Annotated in this window: 21 protein-coding genes; 9 read left to right on the forward strand and 12 right to left on the reverse strand. The window is 71.3% G+C overall.

Annotation, left to right across the window (positions count from 1 at the left end; translation table 11 throughout):
- The first annotated feature begins 9 nt into the window (after nt 1–9).
- Nucleotides 10–1,461: a dihydrolipoamide acetyltransferase family protein gene (locus A8713_RS16120; protein ID WP_064534184.1), complete on the forward strand. Its 1,452-nt coding sequence runs from the start codon at nt 10–12 to the stop codon at nt 1,459–1,461.
- A gap of 83 nt (nt 1,462–1,544) precedes the next feature.
- On the opposite strand, the gene A8713_RS16125 is transcribed toward A8713_RS16120, so the two are convergent.
- Nucleotides 1,545–2,501 carry a BRO-N domain-containing protein gene (locus A8713_RS16125; protein WP_064534186.1) on the reverse strand — a complete coding sequence of 319 codons (957 nt, stop codon included), beginning with the start codon at nt 2,499–2,501 and terminating at the stop codon, nt 1,545–1,547.
- Between the two features lie 215 nt (nt 2,502–2,716).
- Nucleotides 2,717–3,619, reverse strand: a complete 903-nt coding sequence (locus A8713_RS16130) for a D-alanyl-D-alanine carboxypeptidase family protein (protein WP_064534188.1) — start codon at nt 3,617–3,619, stop codon at nt 2,717–2,719.
- 209 nt (nt 3,620–3,828) lie between these two features.
- Between A8713_RS16130 and A8713_RS16135 the strand changes: the two genes are divergently transcribed.
- Both A8713_RS16135 and A8713_RS16140 read left to right on the forward strand, forming a co-directional pair.
- Complete coding sequence (locus A8713_RS16135; RefSeq protein ID WP_064534190.1) at nt 3,829–4,479, forward strand: GntR family transcriptional regulator; 651 nt, start codon at nt 3,829–3,831, stop codon at nt 4,477–4,479.
- Nucleotides 4,476–5,792 carry an MFS transporter gene (locus tag A8713_RS16140; RefSeq protein WP_064534192.1) on the forward strand — a complete coding sequence of 439 codons (1,317 nt, stop codon included), beginning with the start codon at nt 4,476–4,478 and terminating at the stop codon, nt 5,790–5,792. Before A8713_RS16135 ends, A8713_RS16140 begins: the two co-directional genes overlap by 4 nt.
- 86 nt (nt 5,793–5,878) lie before the next feature.
- On the opposite strand, the gene A8713_RS16145 is transcribed toward A8713_RS16140, so the two are convergent.
- Nucleotides 5,879–6,703, reverse strand: coding sequence for a maleylpyruvate isomerase family mycothiol-dependent enzyme (locus tag A8713_RS16145; protein ID WP_064534194.1), 825 nt, complete (start codon nt 6,701–6,703; stop codon nt 5,879–5,881).
- 221 nt (nt 6,704–6,924) lie between these two features.
- Between A8713_RS16145 and A8713_RS16150 the strand changes: the two genes are divergently transcribed.
- Nucleotides 6,925–7,698, forward strand: a complete 774-nt coding sequence (locus A8713_RS16150; protein WP_064534196.1) for a carbon-nitrogen family hydrolase — start codon at nt 6,925–6,927, stop codon at nt 7,696–7,698.
- A gap of 247 nt (nt 7,699–7,945) precedes the next feature.
- Here the strand turns inward: A8713_RS16150 and A8713_RS16155 are convergent, their stop codons facing one another.
- Entirely contained in the window at nt 7,946–8,440 is a 495-nt protein-coding gene (locus A8713_RS16155; protein WP_018569118.1) for an LURP-one-related/scramblase family protein, read from the reverse strand.
- Nucleotides 8,441–8,526: 86 nt separating this feature from the next.
- Between A8713_RS16155 and A8713_RS16160 the strand changes: the two genes are divergently transcribed.
- Complete coding sequence (locus A8713_RS16160; protein WP_064534198.1) at nt 8,527–10,356, forward strand: NHL domain-containing thioredoxin family protein; 1,830 nt, start codon at nt 8,527–8,529, stop codon at nt 10,354–10,356.
- Nucleotides 10,357–10,425: 69 nt separating this feature from the next.
- Here A8713_RS16160 and A8713_RS16165 read toward each other — a convergent pair whose 3' ends face one another.
- From A8713_RS16165 to A8713_RS16175, 3 genes are all read right to left on the reverse strand, one after another.
- A complete protein-coding gene (locus A8713_RS16165) occupies nt 10,426–10,677 on the reverse strand; it encodes a DUF6458 family protein (protein WP_018569116.1) in 252 nt (83 codons plus the stop codon).
- A gap of 133 nt (nt 10,678–10,810) precedes the next feature.
- Nucleotides 10,811–12,115, reverse strand: coding sequence for a M18 family aminopeptidase (locus tag A8713_RS16170; RefSeq protein ID WP_064534200.1), 1,305 nt, complete (start codon nt 12,113–12,115; stop codon nt 10,811–10,813).
- 117 nt (nt 12,116–12,232) lie between these two features.
- Complete coding sequence (locus A8713_RS16175; RefSeq protein WP_064534202.1) at nt 12,233–14,059, reverse strand: acyl-CoA dehydrogenase; 1,827 nt, start codon at nt 14,057–14,059, stop codon at nt 12,233–12,235.
- 139 nt (nt 14,060–14,198) lie between these two features.
- On the opposite strand from A8713_RS16175, the gene A8713_RS16180 reads away from it, so the two are divergent.
- The 3 genes from A8713_RS16180 (at nt 14,199) to A8713_RS16190 (ending at nt 17,117) form a co-directional block, all read left to right on the forward strand.
- The gene (locus tag A8713_RS16180; RefSeq protein WP_018569113.1) at nt 14,199–14,672 is read left to right on the forward strand and encodes an SseB family protein; all 474 of its coding nucleotides are present in this window, start codon (nt 14,199–14,201) and stop codon (nt 14,670–14,672) included.
- A 199-nt stretch (nt 14,673–14,871) separates the two neighbouring features.
- Entirely contained in the window at nt 14,872–15,849 is a 978-nt protein-coding gene (locus A8713_RS16185) for a pirin family protein (protein ID WP_078531181.1), read from the forward strand.
- Between the two features lie 242 nt (nt 15,850–16,091).
- Entirely contained in the window at nt 16,092–17,117 is a 1,026-nt protein-coding gene (locus tag A8713_RS16190) for an AI-2E family transporter (protein ID WP_064534203.1), read from the forward strand.
- Between the two features lie 31 nt (nt 17,118–17,148).
- Here the strand turns inward: A8713_RS16190 and A8713_RS16195 are convergent, their stop codons facing one another.
- On the reverse strand, nt 17,149–19,329 hold the full coding sequence (locus A8713_RS16195; protein ID WP_064534205.1) for a SpoIIE family protein phosphatase: 2,181 nt from the start codon (nt 19,327–19,329) through the stop codon (nt 17,149–17,151).
- Nucleotides 19,330–19,522: 193 nt separating this feature from the next.
- Between A8713_RS16195 and aspS the strand changes: the two genes are divergently transcribed.
- The gene (aspS, locus tag A8713_RS16200) at nt 19,523–21,286 is read left to right on the forward strand and encodes an aspartate--tRNA ligase (protein WP_064534207.1); all 1,764 of its coding nucleotides are present in this window, start codon (nt 19,523–19,525) and stop codon (nt 21,284–21,286) included.
- Nucleotides 21,287–21,376: 90 nt separating this feature from the next.
- Here the strand turns inward: aspS and A8713_RS16205 are convergent, their stop codons facing one another.
- From A8713_RS16205 to metG, 4 genes are all read right to left on the reverse strand, one after another.
- Complete coding sequence (locus A8713_RS16205) at nt 21,377–21,616, reverse strand: hypothetical protein (protein WP_064534209.1); 240 nt, start codon at nt 21,614–21,616, stop codon at nt 21,377–21,379.
- Nucleotides 21,616–21,918, reverse strand: coding sequence for a hypothetical protein (locus A8713_RS16210; protein WP_064534211.1), 303 nt, complete (start codon nt 21,916–21,918; stop codon nt 21,616–21,618). The genes A8713_RS16205 and A8713_RS16210 overlap by 1 nt, the downstream gene beginning before the upstream one ends.
- Complete coding sequence (locus A8713_RS16215; RefSeq protein ID WP_064534212.1) at nt 21,918–22,853, reverse strand: hypothetical protein; 936 nt, start codon at nt 22,851–22,853, stop codon at nt 21,918–21,920. Before A8713_RS16215 ends, A8713_RS16210 begins: the two co-directional genes overlap by 1 nt.
- 159 nt (nt 22,854–23,012) lie before the next feature.
- A complete protein-coding gene (metG, locus tag A8713_RS16220; RefSeq protein ID WP_064534214.1) occupies nt 23,013–24,728 on the reverse strand; it encodes a methionine--tRNA ligase in 1,716 nt (571 codons plus the stop codon).
- Nucleotides 24,729–24,769 lie beyond the last annotated feature (41 nt).

The following is a 24,769-nucleotide window of genomic DNA, read 5'->3' on the forward strand; positions in this document are numbered from 1 at the left end:
GAGAGGGTCGTGACGACGATGACGGATGTTGCGTCCGTACGCGAGTTCAAGATGCCGGACGTCGGCGAGGGGCTGACCGAGGCCGAGATCCTCAAGTGGTACGTCCAGCCCGGTGACACGGTCACCGACGGCCAGGTGGTGTGCGAGGTCGAGACGGCCAAGGCGGCCGTCGAACTGCCCATCCCCTACGACGGCGTGGTCCGCGAGCTGCGCTTCCCCGAGGGCACCACGGTGGACGTGGGCACGGCCATCATCGCGGTGGCCGTCGCGGGCGCGGCCCCGGCCGAGCCCCAGGCCGAGGTGCCCGCCCAGGCGGCCCCGGCCGCCGAGGACCGGCCGGCCGCCCAGGAGCCGAAGCCGGAGGGCCGCCAGCCGGTCCTGGTGGGCTACGGCGTCTCCACGTCCGCCAGCAAGCGCCGCCCGCGCAAGGGCGCCGAGACCGCCGGGGCGAACCCGGCGGCGACGGCGGTCCAGGCCGAGCTGAACGGCCACGGCGCCGTACCCGCCCCCGAGGTGCGGGAGCGCCCGCTGGCCAAGCCTCCGGTGCGCAAGCTGGCCAAGGACCTCGGCGTGGACCTCACGACCGTGGTCCCCTCCGGCCCGGACGGCGTCATCACGCGCGAGGACGTCCACGCGGCGGCCACGGCGACCCCGGCCGCGGCAGCGGCCCCGGCGACGGCGGAACCTGCGGCGCAGGCCCCGGCCGCCCCGGCCGCTGTCCCGGCCACCGCCCCGGCACCGGCCGCCTCCTACGACACCGGCCGCGAGACCCGCGTCCCGGTCAAGGGCGTCCGCAAGGCCACGGCGGCGGCGATGATCGGCTCCGCGTTCACCGCCCCGCACGTCACGGAGTTCGTGACCGTGGACGTGACGCGCACCATGAAGCTCGTAGAGGAGCTGAAGCAGGACAAGGAGTTCACCGGACTGCGCGTGAACCCCCTCCTGCTGATCAGCAAGGCGCTGCTGGTCGCGATCAAGCGCCACCCGGACATCAACGCGTCCTGGGACGAGACCGCCCAGGAGATCGTCCTCAAGCACTACGTCAACCTGGGCATCGCCGCGGCCACCCCCCGGGGGCTGATCGTGCCGAACATCAAGGACGCCCACGCCAAGACGCTCCCGCAGCTCGCCGAGTCCCTGGGCGAGCTGGTCGCCACCGCCCGCGAGGGCCGGACGTCCCCGGCGGCCATGCAGGGCGGCACGGTCACCATCACCAACGTCGGCGTCTTCGGCGTCGACACGGGCACGCCGATCCTCAACCCCGGCGAGTCCGCGATCCTCGCGGTCGGTGCGATCAAGCTCCAGCCCTGGGTCCACAAGGGCAAGGTCAAGCCCCGCCAGGTCACCACCCTCGCCCTCTCCTTCGACCACCGCCTGGTCGACGGCGAGCTGGGCTCCAAGGTGCTGGCCGACGTCGCCGCGATCCTGGAACGCCCCAAGCGGCTGATCAGTTGGGCCTGACGGCTCTGATCCGCTAGCCTCGGCGACCTGGAGGGGTCGGCCGCAACTCTGGTTTGCGACCGGCCCCTCCGCTGTGCCCGCGCTCAGGCGCGGTTCAGCACGTACACCGGGGCCCCGTCCTTCGCCGCGCCCCGCGACCGGATGCAGGCGTGCTTGCGCAGCATCCGCAGGCACTCGTTGACCCGCCGCACCGGCAGCCCGGTGCGCGCCGCGATCGATTCGAGCGGCCGGCGCAGCTCGCCCTCCTCGACGAGAACGGGGGCGATCACCACGGCCACCGTCCACACGTCCTCGGTGACGGACAACCGCCGCCGCCAGTCGGCCAGTACGGCTTCTGTGGTGGTCCGCCCGGCGGCGGTCGCCACCGGCGCGGGGCGCTCCAGGGCCGGGGTGTCCAGCCGGTCCGCGATGCGCTGCATGGCCTGGGCGATGACCTGCTGGGCGGCGAGCGTCGCCTGCTGCGCGGCCAGCATCTCCTTCTGCACGGCGAGCGATTCACGCTGTGCGTTCGCAATCTCCTCGTCCACCTGGAGGTTGTGCGACTCCAGCCGGACGATGGCGTCGGCGACCTGTTCGGGCATGGCGTAGGCGATCGGCGACCCCGGTGCCGCAGGCTGCACCTCGGCCTCCTCCAGGGTGTAGGAACCCTCGCGCTGCACGGTCTCGATCACTTCCGCGACCCACTGCTTGAAGGGGGCGCAGGCCGGCTTGGTGCAGGCGTTGACGAGGAGGATCAGGCCCTGGAGATCGATGAGCTGCAAGTCTCGGCGCCAGCTCCTGCCTGCGGGAATGCTGAGACAGTGACTTCCAGTCACTGTCTCGAGATTGTCTCGGTGATCCTCCGGAACATGGTCGAGCAGCGCCTTGCGGGGCGTCGTGTAGCCCAGTCGCTTGCACACGTCCACCGCCGGGAACCAGTGGCTCCCGTCCGGCATGGTCAGACGCCGGACACGGTCGCCGGTCGCCGCGTACACGAAGTCATTGATGTCGATCGCCCCGTGGCGCTGGACCGGGTGGGGCTTCCTGCTGGGTTCGTTCATGCGAACCACCTCCGCTGCGGAAGGTAGAGCGCGCAAAACCGCATATGCCAGCCAGGAGCGGGATCTTCACGATTGCGAGGGAAGATGGCCGATACGCCCGCAAGGGGGCGGCCGGAGGTGTATGACGGGCGGGCCGGAGCGCGGGCGGACGGCCGGAGGGACGGAGAAGGGCCCCCGCCGGGTACCGGCGGGAGCCCTTCGCTTCGTCGGCCGGGTCAGCCCAGGCGGGCGAAGCCGTAGTTGAGGAGCTTGGTGGCGTCGGTTCCGCGCTGGTTGACGGAGGTGGAGGCCAGGACCGTGCCGATGACGGTCTTCTTGCCCTTGGTGGCGGCGAAGACGAGGCAGTACTTGGCCTCGGGGCCGGAGCCGGTCTTCACGCCGATGGCGCCCTTGTAGCTGCCGAGCAGGGTGTTCGTGTTGGTCCAGGCCGCCATCGTGCGCGTGGAGCCCGTCTTGGTGACGGTCTTGGCGCGGTACGACTTGGTCGCCACGATCGAGCGGAACGTGGAGTTCTTCATGGCGCTGCTCGCGATCTTCGTCAGATCGCGCGGCGTCGAGTAGTTCTTGCCCTTGCCGATGCCGTCGAACGAGTCGAAGTGCGTGTTCTTCAGCTTCAGGTCCTTGGCGGCGGCGTTCATCTTGCCGATGAAGGACGAGACGCGGGCGGAGCTGGTCTTGCCCGAGCCGAACTTGTCGGCCAGCGCGTAGGCGGCGTCGCAGCCCGAGGGCAGCATCAGCCCGTACAGGAGCTGGCGCACGGTCACCTTGTCGCCCACGATCAGGTGGGCCTGGGAGGCGTTGTTGCGCACGACGTAGTCGCTGTACGCCTTCTGGATGGTGACCTTGGAATTGAGGTCGAGGCCCCGCTGCGACAGCACGACCTTGGCGGTCATGATCTTCGTGGTGGAGCCGGTGGACAGCCGGGTGTCCGCGTTCTTCGTGTACAGCGAGGAGCCGTTCGCGTTGTTCATCGCGTAGCCGCCCTTGGCCGCGATCGAGGGCGTGGCGACGGCCTGCGCGGGGGCCGCGGTCAGCGCTGCCGCGGCGAGCACCGCGCCGGAGGTCAGGGCGACGGCTGCGGCTCTGCGGAGTCGGGTGGCCTGGATGCCGGTTTTCAAGTGAGATACCCCGATTATGTCGAAAGACCCTGTGGTGCGGCCGAGTTGTGGGACAACCAAAGAGGGGCCGCATCTGTAGGACACGTAAGTAGCACAGTTGGTTGTTCACGGGACGAGGGGAAAACGAGGGGAAGCGTGCGGATCGCGGCGGCCGGTCCGCATGCTGGACGGCATCCATGGCGCGTACGTGTTGTATCTATGCTGTCGGCATGAGCCTGGCAGTGAAGCAGCCCCCCGCCGCCGACCGTGTGTACACCCATGTCAAGCAAGCGGTGCTGGACCGCAGCTACGAGGGCGGCACCCTGCTGACCGAGGGCGAACTGGCCGAGGCGGTCGGGGTGTCCCGCACTCCGGTGCGCGAGGCGCTGCTGCGCCTGGAGGTCGAGGGGCTGCTCAAGCTGTACCCGAAGAAGGGAGCGCTGGTCCTGCCGGTGTCCGCCCAGGAGATCGCGGACGTCGTCGAGACCCGGCAGCTGGTCGAGGAGCACGCCGCGCGCAAGGCCGTCCCGGCCCCGCCCGCCCTCATCGCCCGGCTGGAGGAGCTGCTGGAGCAGCAGAAGGAGCAGGCGGCGGCGGGCGACCTCGCGGCGGCCTCCGTCACCGACCGCTGTTTCCACGCGGAGATCGTCCGCAGCGGCGGCAACGAGATCCTCTCCCGCCTCTACGACCAGCTCCGCGACCGGCAGTTGCGCATGGGCGTGGCCGTCCTGCACTCGCACCCCGACCGGATCGCCAAGACGCTCGCCGAGCACGAGGAGATCCTGCGGGCGCTGCGCGACGGCGACGCCGAGGCGGCCGTCGGGGTCGTCCACCGGCATGTCAGCTGGTTCTCGCACCTGGCGCGGGGTGAGGTCCGATGAGCTCCACGGCCGGTACGACGGCCTCCGTCGCCCTCCCCGGCGATCCGCCGGGCGGCCGGCGGGCCGTCGCCGTGTGGTGCATAGGTGTCGCCGTCTATTTCGTCGCGGTCATCTTCCGCACCTCGCTGGGCGTCGCCGGACTCGACGCCGCCGACCGCTTCCACGTGGGCGCCTCCGCGCTGTCCACCTTCTCCATCCTCCAGCTGCTGGTCTACGCGGGCATGCAGATACCCGTCGGCCTGCTCGTCGACCGGCTCGGCACCAAGAAGGTGCTGGGCATCGGCGTGGTGCTGTTCACGGCCGGTCAGCTCGGCTTCGCCTTCTCGGCGTCGTACGGCACCGCGCTCGCCTCCCGGGCGCTGCTCGGCTGCGGCGACGCCATGACCTTCATCAGCGTGCTGCGGCTGGGCACCCGGTGGTTCCCGGCGCGGCGCGGGCCGATGGTGGCGCAGCTCGCCGGGCTCGTCGGCATGGCGGGCAACCTCGTCTCCACCCTGGTGCTGGCCCGGCTGCTGCACGGGGTGGGCTGGACGGCGGCCTTCGCGGGCAGCTCCCTGGCCGGTGCGGTGGTGCTGGTGCTGCTGGTCCTCTTCCTGAAGGACCACCCCGAGGGCCACGAGCCGGAGCCGGTGCCGCATCAGGGTGCCGCCTATGTGCGCCGGCAGATCGCCGCGTCCTGGCGCGAGCCGGGGACCCGGCTGGGCATGTGGGTGCACTTCACCACGCAGTTCCCGGCGATGGTGTTCCTGCTGCTGTGGGGCCTGCCCTTCCTGGTGGAGGCGCAGGGCCTGTCGCGCGGCACGGCCGGTGAACTGCTCACACTCGTCGTCCTGTCGAACATGGCCGTCGGCCTGGTCTACGGCCAGATCGTCGCCCGGCACCACGCGGCCCGGCTGCCGCTGGCGCTCGGCACGGTCGCGGTGACCGCCGCGATGTGGGCGGCGACCCTGCTCTACCCGGGCGAACGCGCGCCGATGTGGCTGCTGGTGACGCTGTGCGCGGTGCTCGGGGCGTGCGGCCCGGCCTCGATGATCGGGTTCGACTTCGCCCGGCCCGCCAATCCGGCGGAGCGGCAGGGCACCGCCTCCGGCATCACCAACATGGGCGGTTTCATCGCCTCGATGACGACACTGTTCGCGATCGGTGTGCTGCTGGACGCGACGGACGACGACTACACGGTCGCCTTCTGCGCCGTGTTCGTCCTCCAGGCGCTCGGGGTCAGCCAGATCCTCCGGCTGCGCGGGCGGGCGGCGCGCCGGGAGCGGGAGCGGCTGGTGGCGAGCCGGGTGGAGTCGGTGCACGTCCCCGCCTGAGCCCGCCCACCGGACGCCGGTCCGGTCCGGTCCGCGGCGGGGACCGGCGTCACGCCGTGGGCCCGAGCGCCGGTTCCTGCTGCCTCCTACTGCGTGACCGTGAAGTTCCGCAGGATCGCCGCCGTCAGCTCCGGGTCGCCCTCCGTCTTCACCCGGTCCGCCACCGCCTCCGGGGTGGTCCGGCCGCAGGCCAGCCGGACGTACGTCTCCCAGTCCAGGGAGAGGGCCGCCGCCGGGCCCAGCGCGGGCGCCGTCTCCAGGGTGCCGCGGCCCTGGATGTCGACGCGGATCGTGCGCAGGAACTCCACCGGGCCGTGCACGTCGAAGACGATCGCCGAACTGCGCGGCGCGTCCGCCCGCACCGCCACGACCTCCGGCAGCGCGCCGAGCAGATGGTCCCGGGCGACGTACGCGCCGGGCGAGTCGAGGTCGCCGGGGCGGCCGAGGGCGGCGCGCAGGTCCTGTTCGTGCACCCAGATGTCGAAGGCGCGGTAGCGCATCGACTCCTCCAGGGTGATGTCCGCGCCGAGCGGGCCGCGCACCTTGGCGCCCGGGTCGCGGGACTCGTTGCGCAGCTGCCGGTTGCGGCGGATGACCGTGTACTCCAGCTCGGAGGTCATCTCCGGCGCCGTGTGGTGACGGCGGACGTCGACCTGCATCTCCATGTAGCGCTGGTGCTCGTTGGTGACGTGGAACAGGTCGCGCGGCAGCGCGTGGATGGGGCGCGGGTCGCCCAGCGCCTCGCAGTCCATGCCGATGACATGCGAGACGATGTCGCGGACGGACCATCCCGGGCAGGGGGTCCGCCGGTTCCACTCGCCCTCCACGAGCGGCTGCACCAGCTCGGATATCGCCTCGACGGAGTGGGTCCAGGCATCGGCGTAGGGCTGGAGGGTGGGATGCAGACTCACGGAACGGGACCCCTCGGCGGTCGGTACACGGTCAGGTTGTGGCGGCATTGCCAGTGGGGAGTGGTGGCGGTCGGCGGGCGGCTTGGGCATCCCCCGGGCTCTCGCTCCGCTTCGAGACAGGGGGGATCCCCAAGTTACGCTGCTGTGAGGCACCCCGGCAGTGCTTTCGTGTGACGATCGTAGGCCCGTCGGGACAACTCGATTGCCAGGACGGTGGTAGTGTGCGCGCCTCTCTGATCCAGATCGCCGTGGACGAGGGCGAATCGGTCGCCGTACGACGGCGGCGCGCGGCCTCGCTGGTACGCGCGGAGTCCGCCGCCGATCTGGTCGTGCTGCCGGAGCTGTGGACCACCGGGGCCTTCGCCTTCGACGAGTTCGACGGCGCGGCGGAGCCGCTGCGCGGGCCGACGTACGAGGCGATGGCCGCGGCCGCGGCCGACGCGGGCGTGTGGCTGCACGCCGGCTCGGTGCCGGAACGGGACATCGACGGCACCCTCTACAACACCTCCCTCGTCTTCACTCCGTCCGGAGACCTGGCCGCCTCCTACCGCAAGATCCACCGCTTCGGCTTCGACCAGGGCGAGGCGGTGCTGATGGGGGCCGGCCGGGACCTGGTCGCGGTCCGGCTGCCGGAGACGGTCGTCGGTGTGGCGACCTGCTACGACCTCCGTTTCCCCGAGCTGTTCCGCGGCCTCGTCGACGCGGGCGCCGAGACCCTGGTCGTCCCGGCGGGCTGGCCGGAGCGCCGCCGGGCGCACTGGACGCTGCTGGCCCGCGCGCGGGCGGTGGAGAACCAGGCGTTCGTGCTCGCCTGCGGAACGGCCGGGACCCACGCCGGGGTTCCCCAGGCCGGTCACTCGATCGTGGTGGATCCCTGGGGCGAGGTGCTGGCGGAGGCCGGAGCGGACGAGGAGGTCCTGCGCGCCGAGTTCGACCCCGCGAAGGTGGCACGCACCCGCGAGCAGTTCCCGGCCCTCAAGGACCGGGTCCTCTGACCCGGCGACCGGGCGGTCGTCCCGGTCCGGCGCCCCAGCCCTGCACCCGGCCCGGCGCCCCAGCCCTGCACCCGGGCCGGGGCCAGGGCCCGCGTGCTCCCGGCACCCCCGCGCCCCGCGTACCCGGGACCGCCCTGCGCGGGCAGCCGGTGGGCGAGCCGCGCCCCACGCACCCGGCCCGCCCCACGCACCCGGCCCGCCCCACGCACCCGGCCCGCCCGGCGGACCCGCCCGTCCGGCCGCCGGATCAGCCCTCGTCCCGTTCCTTCTCCGCCAGGTGGATCACGCACACCGCCACCGAGATCAGCAGCGCCGGGTCCGCGTCGTCGCGCACGATGTCGACGCCGTAGGTCTCGACGACGCTCAGCCACCGCCGGGAGATCACGGCCAGCAGCTCCCCGTCGTACTCGACGGCGAACTCCCGGTCGAGGATCTTGCCGCTGACGTCCAGCTCGGTGCCGTCGGCCAGGGAAACCCGGTAGTGGTTGCGCAGCAGCGACAGCCGCTTGCGGCGGATCTTCGCCAGCGCCTCCCCGTCCCGCTCGATCACCATCGTGTCCCGCAGCGCGAACATCTTCTGGTGGATGTCGATCAGGACCCGGCCGCGGGCGTCCTTCAGCTCGAAGGTGTCCCGCAGCCGCATCGCCTTGCCGTCGACGAGGAAGACCTTGTCTCCGTGCTCGTCCTCGATCCAGTAGTCGTCACCGATGCCGAGGATCCGGTCGCGTACGAGGAATCTCATGCCTCACGGCTTCCCCGGCCGGGCCCGCCCGACGCCGCCGGTAGGCCGACGGGCTGAGCGCGGCCGGCCGGTGGCACCCTTGACGCATGAGCGAACCGGCCCCGACCCCGACCCCGCGACGCGCCCGTGTCCGCGCCCCCGAGCTGACCGGCGAGGGCGGCTGGCTGAACACCGGCGGACGGCAGTACAGCCTCGCCGACCTGCGCGGACGCATCGTCCTGCTGGACTTCTGGACCTTCTGCTGCATCAACTGCCTGCACGTCCTGGACGAGCTGCGCGAGCTGGAGGACAAACACCGCGACACGGTGGTCGTGGTCGGCGTGCACTCCCCGAAGTTCGCGCACGAGGCCGAGCACCGGGCCGTCGTCGACGCCGTGGAGCGGTACGGCGTGGAGCACCCCGTGCTCGACGACCCGCAGCTGGCCACCTGGAAGCAGTACGCGGTACGGGCCTGGCCGACGCTGGTCGTGATCGACCCGGAGGGCTATGTCGTCGCCCAGCACGCGGGCGAGGGCCATGCGCACGCCATCGAACGGCTGGTCGAGGAGCTGGAGGCCGAGCACACCGCCAAGGGCACCCTGCGGCGCGGCGACGGGCCCTACGTACCGCCGGAGCCCGAGCCCACCACCCTGCGCTTCCCCGGCAAGGCGCTGCGCCTGCCCGCCGGGACCTTCCTGGTCAGCGACACCACCCGGCACCAGCTCGTGGAGCTGGCCGGGGACGGGGAGAGCGAGCTGCGCCGGATCGGCTCCGGGACGCGCGGATTCACCGACGGCGACGCCGCCACGGCCTGCTTCAGCGAGCCGCAGGGGCTGGCCCTGCTCGACGACGGCTCGGTCGTCGTCGCCGACACCGTCAACCACGCGCTGCGCCGCCTGGACCCGGCCACCGGCGAGGTCACCACCCTCGCCGGGACCGGCCGCCAGTGGTGGCAGGGCTCACCGACCGCCGGGCCGGCCCGCGAGACCGACCTCTCCTCGCCCTGGGACGTGGCCTGGTGGCAGGGCCGGGTGTGGATCGCCATGTCGGGCGTGCACCAGCTGTGGACGTACGACCCGGCCGGGCACACCGTGTCCGTCGCCGCCGGCACGACCAACGAGGGCCTGGTCGACGGCCCCGCCGACCAGGCGTGGTTCGCGCAGCCGTCGGGTCTGGCGGCCACGCCCGAGCGGCTGTGGCTGGCCGACTCCGAGACCTCCGCGCTGCGCTGGGTGGAGGCGGACGGCTCGGTGCACACGGCCGTGGGCACCGGCCTGTTCGACTTCGGCCACCGCGACGGCGCCGCCGGACAGGCCCTGTTCCAGCACCCGCTCGGGGTCACCGCCCTGCCGGACGGCTCGGTGGCCGTCGCCGACACCTACAACCACGCCCTGCGCCGCTACGACCCCGCCACCGGCGAGGTCACCACGCTCGCCACGGATCTGCGCGAGCCCAGCGACGCGGTGCTCGACGGCGACGACATCGTGGTGGTGGAGTCGGCCCGGCACCGGCTGACCCGGCTGCGTCTGCCCGAGGAGGCGGTACGGGTGCAGGCCGTCGCCCACCGCACCCGCCGCGCCGCCACCGAGGTCGCCCCCGGCCGGCTCCGGCTGGACGTGATCTTCCAGGCGCCGAAGGGCCAGAAGCTGGACACCCGTTACGGTCCCTCCACCCGCCTGCTGGTCTCCGCCACCCCGCCCGAGCTGCTGCTCGACGGCGAGGGCGCGGGCACCGACCTGGCCCGCGCCCTGGAGCTGAACCCCGCTGTCGGGGAAGGCGTCCTGCACGTCTCCGCGATGGCCGCCTCCTGCGACGACGATCCGGACAACCCGTACCCGGCCTGCCATGTGCACCAGCAGGACTGGGGCGTCCCGGTCCGGCTGGCCGGGGACGGCGCCGACCGGCTGCCGCTCGTGCTGGCCGGTCTGGACGCCTGACGGGCCGGGCCCCCGCCCGGCCCGGACACCGGCCGGAGCCCGTGTGGGCTCCGGCCCGCGGCGGCGCGGTCAGAGACCGTAGCCGTCGCTGTAACCGTCACGTGTGGTGTGGTGCCGCTCCTCCTCGACGACGGTCGTCGCGGGCGGCACCATGACGCGGCGGCGCCGCGCGATGCTGCTGAACGTCGTGACGCCGATCAGTCCGACGATCATCAGGATGACGCCGACCAGGTGCAGGTTGACCCCCTGCATGTGCCAGTCGGTCGCGAACGTGAGGATGGCTCCCACGGCGATGAGGATGATGCACCCGCCGAGGCCCATGAGTGTCGCCTCCTAGCCCGGTTCCAGGTCCGGTTCGGATCCGGTGGTTCCGGCCGTTCCGGTCCCCTCCGGTCAACTCCGGGTACCCCGGGGCCGGATGGACATGCGGGGGCGGCGCCCATGGGCCGCGCGCTCAGCCCTCCAGGAACGCCACCAGCGCGTTGGCCAGCAGGAACGGGTCGTCGGCCGCGCACAGTTCGCGGGCGCTGTGCATGGAGAGGATCGCGACACCGATGTCGACGGTCCTGATGCCGTGCCGGGCCGCGGTGATCGGGCCGATCGTGGTGCCGCACGGCATGGAATTGTTGGAGACGAACGACTGGAACGGCACGCCCGCCTTCTCGCAGGCCGCCGCGAACAGCGCCCGGCCCGAACCGTCGGTGGCGTAGCGGTTGTTGACGTTCACCTTGAGGATGGGGCCGCCGCCCGCGCGCGGGTGGTGCGTCGGGTCGTGCCGCTCGGCGTAGTTGGGGTGCACCGCGTGGCCGGTGTCGGAGGACAGGCAGACGGTGCCCGCGAAGGCGCGCGCCCGGTCCTCGTACGCACCGCCGCGCGCGAACACCGAACGCTCCAGGACGCCGCCGAGCAGCGGGCCGTCCGCGCCGGTGTCGGACTGGGAGCCGTTCTCCTCGTGGTCGAAGGCGGCCAGGACCGGGATGTACGGCAGGTCCGCCGCGCCGGACCCGGTCGCCACGGCGGCCAGCGCGGCCGTCCCGGCGTGCACGGAGAGCAGGTTGTCCATGCGCGGGCCCGCCACCAGCTCGCGGTCGCGGCCCAGGTAGGCGGGCGCCTCCACGGAGTGCGTCATCAGGTCCCAGCCGGTGACCTCGCCGGCCGCCAGGCCCGCCTCCTGCTCCAGGAAGGCGACGAGGTCGCCGTCGCGGACGTCGTCGCCGAGGCCCCACACCGGCTGGAGGTGGCGCTGCTTGTCCAGCTTCAGTCCCTCGGTGGAGACCGTGCGGTCCAGGTGGATGGCGAGCTGCGGGACGCGCAGCAGCGGACGGGCGACGTTCACCAGGCGGGTGGAGCCGTCGCGCAGCGTCAGCCGCCCGGCCAGGCCCAGGTCGCGGTCGAGCCAGGAGTTCATCAGCGGGCCGCCGTAGATCTCCACGGCGATCTGGCGCCAGCCGTGCGCCCCGGAGTCGGGCAGCGGCTTGACGCGCAGGTTCGGCGAGTCGGTGTGCGCGCCGACGATGCGGAAGGGGGTGTGCGCGGCGGCGCCCTCGGGGACGTACCAGGCGACGATCGCGCCGCCGCGCAGCACGAACTTCCCGCCGCTGGTGCCGTCCCACTCGTCCGTCTCGGCGACCTGCCGGAAGCCGGCCTTCTCCAGCCGCTGCGCGGCGCTCGCCACGGCGTGGTACGGCGACGGGGCGGCCGCCAGGAAGGACATCAGGTCGTCGGTGTGGCCACGGTCGAAGGGCCGGTTCGTGCGCATGACCTCACCTTAACGACGACGGGGTCCGCTCCCTCCTCCGGGAGCGGACCCCGTACGGCCCGGTCGGGACCCCGCGCGGTCCGCGCGGGGCGGACGACGGGAATCTGACGACAGGCCCTAGAACGCGGCCTCGTCCAGCTCCATCAGGTCCAGGTCGACGTTCTGGGCCAGCTTGCGGGCCAGCGTGACGCCGGGCAGGACGTTCGCCGCGAAGAACTTGGCCGCCGCGATCTTGCCGGTGTAGAAGGCGCGGTCCTTGGCGGAGGCGGTCTGGAGCTTCTCCGCCGCGATCGCCGCGCCCTTGAGCAGCAGATAGCCGACGACCACGTCACCGCAGGCCAGCAGCAGGCGGGTGGTGTTCAGGCCCACCTTGTAGATGTTCTTGACGTCCTGCTCGGTGGCGGCCAGGTCGGTCAGCAGCAGACCGACGACGGCCTCCAGCTCGACGGCGGCCTTGGCCAGGTGCTCGCGGGCCCCGGACAGCTCCTCGCCGCCGGTGGCCAGCGCCAGGAACTTCTTGATGTCCTCGGCGAGCGAGTTCAGCGCGGCGCCCTGGTTGCGGACGATCTTCCGGAAGAAGAAGTCCTGGCCCTGGATCGCGGTCGTGCCCTCGTAGAGGGTGTCGATCTTCGCGTCGCGGATGTACTGCTCGATCGGGTACTCCTGGAGGAAGCCCGAGCCGCCGAAGGTCTGGAGGGACTGGGCGAGCTGCTCGTAGCCCTTCTCGGAGCCGTAGCCCTTGACGATGGGCAGCAGCAGGTCGTTCAGCGCGTGCTCGGCCTTGGCGTCCTCGCCGTTCGCCTCCTTGACCGCGATGGTGTCCTGGACGGAGGCGGTGTACAGCACCAGGGCGCGCATGCCCTCCGCGTACGCCTTCTGCGTCATCAGCGAGCGGCGCACGTCGGGGTGGTGCGTGATGGTGACCTTGGGCGCGGTCTTGTCCATGAAGTTCGCCAGGTCGGGACCCTGGACGCGCTCCTTGGCGTACTCCAGCGCGTTGAGGTAGCCGGTGGAGAGGGTGGAGATCGCCTTCGTGCCGACCATCATGCGGGCGAACTCGATGATGCGGAACATCTGGCGGATGCCGTCGTGCTTGTCGCCGATCAGCCAGCCCTTGGCGGGGTGGCGGTCGCCGAAGGTCATCTCGCAGGTGTTGGACGCCTTGAGGCCCATCTTGTGCTCGACGTTGGTGGCGTAGACGCCGTTGCGCTCGCCCAGCTCGCCGGTCTCGAAGTCGAACAGGTACTTCGGCACCAGGAAGAGGGACAGGCCCTTGGTGCCCGGACCGGCGCCCTCGGGGCGGGCGAGGACGTAGTGGAGGATGTTCTCCTCCATGTCGTGCTCACCGGAGGTGATGAAGCGCTTCACGCCCTCGATGTGCCAGGAGCCGTCCTCCTGCTGGACGGCCCTGGTGCGGCCGGCGCCCACGTCGGAGCCCGCGTCGGGCTCGGTGAGGACCATGGTGGAGCCCCAGGTCTTCTCGACCGCGATCCGGGCCCACTTCTTCTGCTCCTCGGTGCCCTCCTCGAAGAGGATGCGGGCGAACGCCGGGCCGGAGGAGTACATCCAGACGGCCGGGTTGGCGCCGAGGATCAGCTCCGCGTACGCCCAGATCAGGGACGGCGGGGCGGTGGTGCCGCCGATCTCCTCGGGCAGGCCGAGCCGCCAGTACTCCGAGTCCATGAAGGCCCGGTAGCTCTTCTTGAAGCTCGCCGGGACCGGCGCGGTGCTGGTCTCGGGGTCGAACACCGGCGGGTTGCGGTCGGCGTCCGCGAAGGACTCCGCCAGATCGTTCTCGGCCAGGCGGGTCAGCTCCTCCAGGACGCTGCGCGCGGTCTCGGTGTCCATCTCCTCGAACGGCCCGGTGCCGTAGAGCTTGTCGCGCCCGAGCACTTCGAAGAGGTTGAACTCGATGTCACGGAGATTCGACTTGTAGTGCCCCATGGCGACGGCTCCCGTTGAGGACTCGGCGAGGCACTGACTCCTCGCATTCACGTACCAACTAGTAACTCCGATGATGCTACCCGTCGGTAATAAGAAGCAACCCCGAGCGGGCCATCTGTGACTCAGTAGTCTTTGGTCCATGTACGGCTACGACCAGAGCGCGGGCGCGGGCGCACAGCAGGGTTACGTTCCGCCGCAGCAGCAGATGCCCGGGGGCGGATACGGGCAGCAGCCGCCGCTGTACCCGGAGCCGTCGCCGCCGTCGCTGGCCGACGCGGTGCGCGCCTTCACCACCGGACAGCTGGCCGCCGAGGACTTCCAGCAGGTCTTCGCCACCTCCAAGGTGTACTGCCCGCGCGGCGACACCCCGGGCTTCCTGGCGCTGCACAACACGCAGCAGCCGGTGATCCCGATGTTCACCTCCCTCAAGGAGCTGCGCCGGTACGCGGGCAAGGAGTCGAAGTACTTCGTGATCACCGGTGCCGAGGTCATCGACCTCCTGCCCACGGGGTACGGCTTCGTCCTCGACATGGAGGGCGAGCACCGGATGGTCTTCGACGCCAAGGCGGTCGAACAGATGGTCGACTTCGCCATGCGCCGCATGTACGGCTGAGCACGCTTCTTCCGGTACACGGCCCGGGAGTGCGCCAGGGGCGCCCCCGGGCCTCGTCGTGTCCGCTCCCGCGCCCCCGTCGCTCCATCGCCCCGGCCTCCTCGGACCCCTCCGCGGGGAATGCCTCCCGGCCCGTCTCCGTTGTGGCTGGCAGAAAGTTGAATGCTCAACTAGAGTGAGCGCACAAGGAGGTACCGACATGCCTGCAGTGACCGTCGAGAACCCGCTGACGCTGCCCCGCGTGACCGCTCCCGCCGACGCCGTGGCACGGCCCGTGCTCGCCGTCACGACCGCGCCCAGCGGTTTCGAGGGCGAGGGCTTCCCGGTGCGCCGGGCGTTCGCCGGGATCAACTACCGCCATCTCGACCCGTTCATCATGATGGACCAGATGGGCGAGGTGGAGTACGCGCCCGGTGAGCCCAAGGGCACCCCCTGGCACCCGCACCGCGGCTTCGAGACCGTCACCTACATCATCGACGGGACCTTCGACCACCAGGACTCCCACGGCGGTGGCGGCACCATCACCAACGGCGACACCCAGTGGATGACCGCGGGCAGCGGCCTGCTGCACATCGAGGCGCCCCCGGAGTCCCTCGTCCTGTCCGGCGGCCTCTTCCACGGCCTCCAGCTGTGGGTGAACCTGCCCGCCGAGGACAAGATGATGGCCCCGCGCTACCAGGACATCCGCGGCGGCCAGGTCCAGCTGCTCACCTCTCCCGACGGCGGCGCGCTGCTGCGGGTCATCGCCGGTGAGCTGGACGGGCACGCGGGGCCCGGCATCACCCACACCCCGATCACCATGATCCACGCGACGCTCGCCCCGGGCGCCGAGGTCACGCTCCCCTGGCGCGAGGACTTCAACGGCCTCGCCTACGTCCTCGCGGGCCAGGGCTTCGCCGGCACCGACCGGCGCCCGGTCCGCACCGGGCAGACGGCGGTCTTCGGCGCGGGCTCCTCGCTGACCGTCCGCGCGGACGAGCAGCAGGACTCCCGCACCCCGGACCTGGAGGTCGTCCTGCTGGGCGGCCGGCCGATCCGGGAGCCCATGGTCCACTACGGCCCGTTCGTCATGAACACCCAGGACGAGCTGAAGCAGGCCTTCGAGGACTTCCAGAAGGGCCGCCTCGGCACGGTCCCGGCCGTGCACGGCATGACCGCGGACGGTCCGCAGGACTGACGCGGGCGGTCCGCGGGACTGACGCGGGCGGTCCGCGGGACTGACGCGGGCGGTCCGCGGGACTGACGCGGGCGGTCCGCGGGACTGACGCGGGCGGTCCGCGGGACTGACGCGGGCGGTCCGCGGTACGGGTGGGGTGTCCCCGGGGCGCGCTGCGCGCCCCGCGTACGCCCCGCCGCACCGGTCACCCGGGCGGGCCGTCCGTGCAGGACAGCGCGCCCGGCGCGTGGTCCGCTGGTGGGGTGCGACTGCTGCCCGAACCCGTGAGGCGCCTTGCCGCCTGGTGCGCCGTCGCGCTGCTCGTCTCCGGCGTGGTGTGGGTCGTGGTGCGGCTGTGCGTGACCTTCCGTACGACGGTCACGCCGGTACTCCTCGCGCTGCTCGGGACCGCGCTGCTGCGGCCCTTGTTCCGGCGGCTGGTGCGGGCCGGGCTGAACCGCTCGCTCGCGGCCGGGATCACCTGCGCCGCCGTGCTGGTGGTCGTCGGCGGCGTCGGCTACATCGTGGCCCTCGCCCTGATCGACAGCGGACCGCAGATCGCCTCCTCGCTGGAGAACGCGGCCCGGTCGCTCGCCGACCACTTCGGGGCGGCCGGCACCTCCCTCAAGGACCTCGCCGCACACGGCCGCGACCTGTTGTCGAAGTTCGGCGGGACGGCCGTCTCCAACGTCATCAGCGGGGTCAGCATGATCGCCGAGTACCTGGCGATGGCGGTGCTGGCGCTGCTGCTCGTCTTCTTCTTCCTGCGCGACTCGGGCCGGGCGCTGCGCGCGCTGCGCTCGCTGTCCCCCGGGCAGAGCGCCGACACGGCGGAGGCCATGGCGCGCCGCGCCTTCGCCGCCGTCGAGGGCTTCATGCGCGGGACCACCCTGATCGCGTTCATCGACGCCGTGTGCATCACCCTCGGCCTGGTCCTGCTGGACGTGCCGGGCGCGCTGGGGCTGGGCGCGCTGGTCTTCGTGGGCGCGTACATCCCCTATCTGGGGGCCTTCATCTCCGGGGCGGTGTCCGTGCTGGTGGCGCTCGCCGACCGGGGGTTCGTCGTCGCGCTCTGGGCGCTCGGCGTGGTGCTCGCCGTACAGGTCCTGGAGGGGCATGTGCTCCAGCCGGTGATCCAGAGCCGGACCGTGCAGCTGCATCCGGCGGCCGTGCTGCTGGCGATCACCGCGGGGGCGGCGGTCGCCGGGATCGTCGGCATGCTGCTGGCGGTGCCGCTGACGGCGGCGGCCTCCGGGATCGTCCACGAACTGCGGCAGCGGTACGCGTAGCCGCCCCCTGCCCGGTCGTCCGCCGGGCTGCTCAGGGCTTGTCGCGCGGCGGCTCGTACAGCTCGTACCAGATGCTCTTGCCCTCGCCGCGCGGCTCGACCCCCCAGGCGTCCGCCAGCAGCTCGGTCAGCACCAGGCCGCGCCCCGAGGAGGCCAGCTCGCCCGGCCGGCGCTTGTGCGGCAGGTCGTCGCCCGCGTCGCTGACCTCCACCCGCATCCGCCGCTCGCCGCGCTCCCCGCTCACCTCGGCCAGCACCAGAGCGTCGGTGTCGGTGTGCACGAGCACGTTGGTCAGCATCTCGGACAGCAGCAGCACCGCCGAGTCCACCTGGTCGGCGGACGACCAGTCGTGCAGCAGCTCCCGCAGCTGCTGCCGGGCCACCGCGACCCGCTCCGGCTCGGCCTGCGCGACGGTCAGCAGGGTGCGCCGGACCTCCGGGCGGACGGCGGCCGCGTCCCGGCCGTCCGGGTGCCGGCTCAGCAGCAGTACGGCGATGTCGTCCTCGCGGCGGTCGGCGAGCGGACCCGTGGTGTGGTGCGAGGAGGGTCCGTGCACCGCCTGCACGAGCGCGTCGGCCAGTTCCTCGGCGTCGCCCTCGTGCTGTTCCAGGATGGTGCGGATCCGCTGCCAGCCGGTGTCCAGGTCATGGCCGCCGGTCTCGATCAGACCGTCCGTGCAGATCATCATGGTCTCGCCGGGCTCCAGCACGAACCGGGTGGTGGGGTAGTCGGCGTCCGGGTCGACACCCAGGGGCAGCCCGCCGGCCGTCGGCCGCTGCAGGACGGTGCCGTCCGCCATGCGGATCACCGGGTCCGGGTGCCCGGCGCGGGCGACCTCCAGGACCCCGGTGCGCGGGTCGACCTCGGCGTACAGGCAGGTCGCGAAGCGCAGGTCGTTGATGGCGATGTCGGCGTCGTCGGCACTGCCGGCGCTGTCGGCGCTTTCATCGATGATGCCGTGCAGGAAGCGCGAGGCGCGCGTGAGCACCGCGTCCGGGCGGTGGCCCTCGGAGGCGTAGGCGCGCAGGGCGATGCGCAGCTGCCCCATCAGACCGGCGGCGCGCACGTCATGGCCCTGGACATCGCCGATGACCAGGGCGAACCTGCCCGCGCCGTCCTTCGCGCGGTTCCGGGCGGGCCCGCCGGGCAGCGGGATCACGTCGTACCAGTCGCCGCCGACCTGGAGGCCGCCGCCGGTGGGGACGTAGCGGGCCGCCACCTCCATGCCGGGGACGGCGGGGCCCGTCGTGGGCATCATCGAGCGCTGGAGGCCCTCGCTCAGCTCCCGCTCGGTCTCGGCGGTCCCGGCCCGCGAGAGCGCCTGGGCGAGCATGCGGGCGACCGTGGTCAGCACCGAGCGCTCGTCGGGGGTGAAGGCGACCGGATAGGTGAAGGCGGCCATCCAGGCGCCCATGGTGTGGCCCGAGGCGGTCAGCGGCAGGAACGCCCAGGAGCGGCGGCCGAAGCGCTGGGCCAGCTTCCAGGTGAGCGGATAGCGGGCCCGGTACTCCTCGGGGGAGGACAGATAGACGGCCCGGCCGGTGCGGATCACCTCGGCGGCCGGATAGTCCGTGTCCAGGGTCATGTGCACGAAGGGGACCTCGTCGCCCTGCTGCTGCCCGTGGTGGCCGATGATCGTCAGATGGTCGGCCTCGACGCCGAAGACGGCCAGCCCGTCGGGGGAGAAGCCGGGCATCGCCAGCCCCGCCGCGACCCGCAGCACCTCGGCGGTGGAGCGCGCCTCGGCCAGCGCGCGGCCGGCGTCCAGCAGGAACGCCTCCCGGGAGCGCCGCCAGTCCCCGGTGACCGCGCTGCGCCCCGCGGGGGAACCGGGGGTCGGCTCGGTGACCTCCTGGAGGGTGCCGATCAGCTCGTACGCCTTCTTGCGGGAGTCGTAGGCGGGGCGGGAGCGGCTGCGGACCACCCGGATGATCCGGCCCCGCTCGTCCATGATCCGGACGCGCACCTCGGCGAGGGTGCCCTCGGCGGCGGCGAGCTGCACCACACCGGTGATCTCGTTCCAGTCGACGGGGTGCAGGCGGGCGCGCACCTGGGCCTCGGTGAGGGTGACGTCCTCGGCGGGCAGCCCGAGCAGCCGTGCCGCCTCGGCGTCGACCGCGACCAGCCCGGTGGAGGTGTCCCAGTGCCACGTCCCGGTGGCGAGGGCGGCCAGGACGTCCCCCACGGCGGGCAGGGGCTCACCAGTGCGCATTGCCCCACTGTAAGAAGAGCCTCTCGCACACTGCCACCGAAGACGTACGGACGTACGGGCGCCCGTAGGGGCACGGACGGGGCCGGACCGCCCTGATATGGGGGGAGCCGATCTCCGCTCGGCCGGTAGGCTGGGTGGGTCCGGGCCGTGCCCGCCCGGTGATCCCCGATCCGCGAAGACTGGATGAACGACGATGCATCGGTACAGGTCCCACACCTGCGGCGAGCTCCGCGCCTCTGACGTCGGCACCGACGTCCGGCTGAGTGGCTGGCTGCACAATCGGCGCGACCTGGGCGGCATCCTCTTCATCGATCTGCGCGACCACTACGGCATCACGCAGCTCGTCGCCCGCCCCGGCACGCCCGCGTACGAGGCGCTGGACAAGCTCTCCAAGGAGACGGTCGTCCGGGTCGACGGCAGCGTTGTTTCACGTGGAACCGAGAACGTGAACACGGAGCTGCCCACCGGCGAGGTCGAGATCGAGGTCGGGACGGTCGAGGTGCTCGGCGCCGCGGCTCCGCTGCCGTTCACGATCAACGCCGAGGACGGGGTCAACGAGGAGCGGCGCCTGGAGTACCGCTTCCTGGACCTGCGCCGCGAGCGCATGCACCGCAACATCATGCTGCGCACCGCCGTGGTCTCCGCGATCCGGCACAAGATGGTCGCCCTCGGCTTCAACGAGATGGCCACGCCCATCCTGACGGCGACCTCCCCCGAGGGTGCCCGCGACTTCGTCGTGCCCTCCCGGCTGCACGCCGGCCGCTTCTACGCGCTGCCGCAGGCGCCGCAGCAGTTCAAGCAGCTGCTGATGATCTCCGGCTTCGACCGCTACTTCCAGATCGCGCCCTGCTTCCGCGACGAGGACGCCCGCGCGGACCGCTCGCCGGGCGAGTTCTACCAGCTCGACGTGGAGATGAGCTTCGTCGAGCAGGAGGACGTGTTCCGGCCCATCGAGCAGCTGATGACGGAGCTGTTCGAGGAGTTCGGCGGCGGCCGCCATGTCACCTCGCCCTTCCCGCGCATCCCGTTCCGCGAGGCGATGCTCAAGTACGGCTCCGACAAGCCGGACCTGCGCGCCCAGCTGGAGCTGGTGGACCTCACCGATGTCTTCGCGGACTCGGAGTTCAAGGCGTTCGCCGGCAAGCATGTGCGCGCGCTGCCGGTCCCGGCGGTCCAGGACCAGCCGCGGAAGTTCTTCGACCAGTTGGGTGACTACGCGGTCTCGCTGGGCGCCAAGGGTCTGGCCTGGGTGCGGGTGGCCGAGGACGGTTCGCTGACCGGCCCCATCGCGAAGTTCCTCACCGAGGAGAACGTCGCCGAGCTGACCAAGCGCCTCTCCCTGGCCGCCGGTCACGCGGTGTTCTTCGGCGCGGGCGAGTTCGACGAGGTCTCGAAGATCATGGGCGCGGTGCGGGTCGAGGCCGCCAAGCGCGCCGGGCACTTCGAGGAGGGCGTCTTCCGCTTCTGCTGGATCGTCGACTTCCCGATGTACGAGAAGGACGAGGAGACCGGGAAGATCGACTTCTCGCACAACCCCTTCTCGATGCCGCAGGGCGGTCTGGAGGCCCTGGAGAACAAGGACCCGCTGGACATCCTGGCCTGGCAGTACGACATCGTCTGCAACGGCGTCGAGCTGTCCAGCGGTGCCATCCGGAACCATGAGCCGGACATCATGCTCAAGGCCTTCGAGATCGCGGGCTATGACAACGAGACGGTGGAGCGCGAGTTCGCGGGCATGCTCCGCGCCCTCCGCTTCGGCGCCCCGCCGCACGGTGGCATCGCCCCCGGCGTCGACCGCATCGTCATGCTCCTGGCCGACGAGCCCAACATCCGCGAGACGATCGCCTTCCCGCTCAACGGCAACGCCCAGGACCTCATGATGGGCGCCCCCACCGAGCTCGACGAGTCCCGCCTCCGCGAACTCCACCTCAAGATCCAGAAGCCCCAGCCGAAGTAGCCGTCCCGGCACAGCGACATCGCAGAAGCGGTCCGGAACCCCGACCCAGGGGTTCCGGACCGCTTTCGCGCTCAGGGCGGAGTTCTGTTTTCAGTCGGCGGGTTCTGCGAAGAGGTCGTCGGCCGCTTCGGCCGTCAGGGCTCGGTCGAACCAGGTGGTGAGCTGGTCGAGGTCGGTGCAGGAGGTGATCCGCTCGCGGGCCTCTTCGGGGACCCCGATCCCGCGCTTCTCCAGCGTGCGCAGGATCAGGGCGGCATGTCCCTGGGCCTCGCCCTGGAGGTACGTCTCCTCGATGAGCGTTCCCCGGCCGGGGAAGAAAGTGGCGACCATTATCCGCAGGCTCCCCTGTCGTGTGGGCCGTCGGCGGAGGCTTCCGGGTCCCCGGTGAAGAGGTCCGCCGCCGAGTCGGCTGTCAGGGCCCGGTCGAACCAGGTGGTGAGCTGGTCGAGGTCGGTGCAGGAGGTGATCCGGTCGCGGGCCTCGTCGGGGATCTTGATCCCGCGCTTCTCCAGTACGTGCAGGATCAGAGCGGTGCGTTCCTCGGCCTTGCCCTCGGCCTTGCCCTCGGCCTTGCCCTCCAGGTACGTCTCCTCGAAGAGTGTGCCCCGGCCGGGGAAGTAAGTGGCGACCATTATCCGCAGGCTCCCCTGTCGTGTGGGCCGTCGGCGGAGGCTTCCGGGTCCCCGGTGAAGAGGTCCGCCGCCGAGTCGGCTGTCAGGGCCCGGTCGAACCAGGTGGTGAGCTGGTCGAGGTCGGTGCAGGAGGTGATGCGCTCGTGGGCCTCTTCGGGGACCCCGATCTCCCGCTTCTCCAGCGTGCGCAGGATCAGGGCGATGCGTCCCTTGGCCTCGCCCTCGGCCTCGCCCTGGAGGTACGTCTCCTCGATGAGCGTTCCCCGGCCGGGGAAGAAAGTGGCGACCATTTTCTGCAATCCTCTCCATGACTCCCGGGCCGGAGTGTTCTCCAGCCCGACTTCCAGGAACTGGCACCAGTACATGGCCGTCTGCAAGTCGAAGGACCGCATGCCGCGGGCCAGCATGTCCAGTATGGCGTCGATGTTCGGGCTCTCGCTGTGCACGATGGCGGTGAAGGTCGCCAGTGCGGGTTTTTGCGCCATCATCGACTCGTCCGTGATCTCCGGGACCGTGTCCGGGCCGAGGACGAAGGGGCGCGTGGCCTGGGTGATCCACGGGCCGACACGGCACTCGAAGGGGCCGATCGCCCAGGAGGCGGTCGAGCGGTTCTTGCAGACGGCGACGAGCAGGACCGGCAGGTCGAACTTCGCGCGCAGATACGCCACGTAGTACGCCCAGTTGGCTTCCTTGTCCGGGGCGCGTCGCGTCTGCGTCTCGACGGCGACGATGAAGTCGTCGCCCGCGGAGGACGCGATGCGCAGCACGGTGTCCACCCGGCGTTCCATGGGCCGGAGTTCGGTGACATCGGGGGAGAGCACCTCGATGTCGGCTTTCACGGGCGGTGGCAGACCCAGCGCCTCGAAGGCGGGTGCGAGAACCTCCGGATGCTCCTGGAAGATCCGGTGCGCGGTCTCGTGTGTTGCGGTGACCATGAGCGCAAACTAGGCCGGAAGAGTGGTGGGATATCCGTTTATCTGGGGGCGTTCACTCTTTCGAGTTCCGCAAAAACGTTCCGGTCACCGGAGAAGCGGCATGCGAAAGGCCCGGAAAGCGGATCCGGGCGGATGCTTTCCGGGCCTTCGAGAGGCGTGTCACTGCTCGGTGCCGCCGAAGCGCTCCTTGTAGGTGGCCAGGTCGTCCTCGGTGAGCTTGGCGAAGAGGACCGGGGGGACCGTGAAGGGGGTCCCGGTGGGCAGGGCGGTGAGGGCCCTGGCCTGGTCGGGGCTGACCCAGGGGGCCGTGTCGCCGGAGAGGGCGAAGGCGGCGCGCATGGCCTTGGCGGTGGTGGGGATGAAGGGCTCCGAGACCACCGCGTAGAGGTGGATCAGGTTCATCGCCGTGCGCAGGGTCAGGGCCGCGCCGTCCTGGTCGGTCTTGATCTCCAGCCAGGGGGCCTTCTCCTCCAGATAGGAGTTGCCGGCCGACCACAGGGCGCGCAGCGCGGCGCTCGCCTTGCGGAACTGGAGCGCCTCCATCTGCTCCTCGTACTCGGCGAGCAGCCGGGCGATCTCCTCGCCCAGCCGCTCCTCGGCCGCGCCCGGCGCACCGCCGGCCGGGACCTCGGCGCCGAAGCGCTTCTTGGAAAAGGACAGCACCCGGTTGACGAAGTTGCCCAGGGTGTCGGCCAGGTCCTTGTTCACCGTCGCCGTGAAGTGCTCCCAGGTGAAGGAGGAGTCGTCCGACTCGGGCGCGTTGGCCATGAGGAAGTAGCGCCAGTAGTCCGCCGGGAGGATCTCCAGGGCCTGGTCGGTGAAGACGCCCCGCTTCTGCGAGGTGGAGAACTTCCCGCCGTAGTACGTCAGCCAGTTGAACGCCTTGACGTAGTCGACCTTCTTCCACGGCTCGCGCACGCCCAGCTCGGTCGCCGGGAACATCACCGTGTGGAAGGGGACGTTGTCCTTCGCCATGAACTCCGTGTAGTGCACGGTGTCGTCGGCCTCGTACCACCACGACTTCCAGTCGCGGTTCTCCGGGTCCTGGTCCGCCCACTCCTTCGTCGCGCCGATGTACTCGATGGGCGCGTCGAACCAGACGTAGAAGACCTTGCCCTCGGCCGCCAGTTCCGGCCAGGTGTCCGCCGGGACCGGGACGCCCCAGTCCAGGTCGCGGGTGATCGCCCGGTCGTGCAGGCCCTCGGTCAGCCACTTGCGGGCGATGGAGGAGGCGAGCTGCGGCCACCGGTCCTCGTGCCGGGCCACCCACTCCTCGACCTCGTGCTGGAGCTTGGACTGGAGGAGGAAGAGGTGCTTGGTCTCGCGCACCTCCAGATCCGTCGAACCGGAGATCGCGCTGCGCGGGTTGATCAGGTCGGTCGGGTCCAGGACCCGGGTGCAGTTCTCGCACTGGTCGCCGCGCGCCTTGTCGTAGCCGCAGTGCGGGCAGGTGCCCTCCACATAGCGGTCCGGCAGGAAGCGTCCGTCGGCCGGGCTGTACACCTGGCGGATCGCGCGCTCCTCGATGAAGCCGTTCTCGTGCAGGCGGCGGGCGAAGTGCTGGGTGATCTCCACGTTCTCCGGGGAGGAACTCCGGCCGAAGTAGTCGAAGGCCAGCGAGAATCCGTCGTACACCGCTTTCTGCGCGTCGTGCGCCTGCGCGCAGAACTCCGCGACCGGGATGCCCCGTTCCTTGGCGGCCAGCTCGGCGGGCGTGCCGTGCTCGTCCGTGGCGCAGATGTACAGCACCTCGTGGCCGCGCAGCCGCATATAGCGCGCGTACACGTCCGCCGGGAGCATGGACCCCACCATGTTGCCCAGGTGCTTGATCCCGTTGATGTACGGAAGGGCGCTGGTGATGAGGTGTCGAGCCATCGCGGGCTGCTCCCAAGTCGCTACGTGGGGTGACGGTCGGC

It is taken from the genome of Streptomyces sp. SAT1, assembly GCF_001654495.1.
In the GTDB taxonomy this organism is placed as follows: Bacteria; Actinomycetota; Actinomycetes; order Streptomycetales; family Streptomycetaceae; genus Streptomyces; species Streptomyces andamanensis.

Coding starts and splice junctions, on each gene's coding strand:
- A8713_RS16125 (WP_064534186.1), bottom strand. CDS start 2,501: ATGAACGAACCCAGCAGGAAGCCCCACCCGGTCCAGCGCCACGGGGCG.
- A8713_RS16135 (WP_064534190.1), top strand. CDS start 3,829: ATGAGCCTGGCAGTGAAGCAGCCCCCCGCCGCCGACCGTGTGTACACC.
- A8713_RS16140 (WP_064534192.1), top strand. CDS start 4,476: ATGAGCTCCACGGCCGGTACGACGGCCTCCGTCGCCCTCCCCGGCGAT.
- A8713_RS16155 (WP_018569118.1), bottom strand. CDS start 8,440: ATGAGATTCCTCGTACGCGACCGGATCCTCGGCATCGGTGACGACTAC.
- A8713_RS16160 (WP_064534198.1), top strand. CDS start 8,527: ATGAGCGAACCGGCCCCGACCCCGACCCCGCGACGCGCCCGTGTCCGC.
- A8713_RS16165 (WP_018569116.1), bottom strand. CDS start 10,677: ATGGGCCTCGGCGGGTGCATCATCCTCATCGCCGTGGGAGCCATCCTC.
- A8713_RS16170 (WP_064534200.1), bottom strand. CDS start 12,115: ATGCGCACGAACCGGCCCTTCGACCGTGGCCACACCGACGACCTGATG.
- A8713_RS16175 (WP_064534202.1), bottom strand. CDS start 14,059: ATGGGGCACTACAAGTCGAATCTCCGTGACATCGAGTTCAACCTCTTC.
- A8713_RS16180 (WP_018569113.1), top strand. CDS start 14,199: ATGTACGGCTACGACCAGAGCGCGGGCGCGGGCGCACAGCAGGGTTAC.
- A8713_RS16185 (WP_078531181.1), top strand. CDS start 14,872: ATGCCTGCAGTGACCGTCGAGAACCCGCTGACGCTGCCCCGCGTGACC.
- A8713_RS16195 (WP_064534205.1), bottom strand. CDS start 19,329: ATGCGCACTGGTGAGCCCCTGCCCGCCGTGGGGGACGTCCTGGCCGCC.
- aspS (WP_064534207.1), top strand. CDS start 19,523: ATGCATCGGTACAGGTCCCACACCTGCGGCGAGCTCCGCGCCTCTGAC.
- A8713_RS16205 (WP_064534209.1), bottom strand. CDS start 21,616: ATGGTCGCCACTTTCTTCCCCGGCCGGGGAACGCTCATCGAGGAGACG.
- A8713_RS16210 (WP_064534211.1), bottom strand. CDS start 21,918: ATGGTCGCCACTTACTTCCCCGGCCGGGGCACACTCTTCGAGGAGACG.
- A8713_RS16215 (WP_064534212.1), bottom strand. CDS start 22,853: ATGGTCACCGCAACACACGAGACCGCGCACCGGATCTTCCAGGAGCAT.
- metG (WP_064534214.1), bottom strand. CDS start 24,728: ATGGCTCGACACCTCATCACCAGCGCCCTTCCGTACATCAACGGGATC.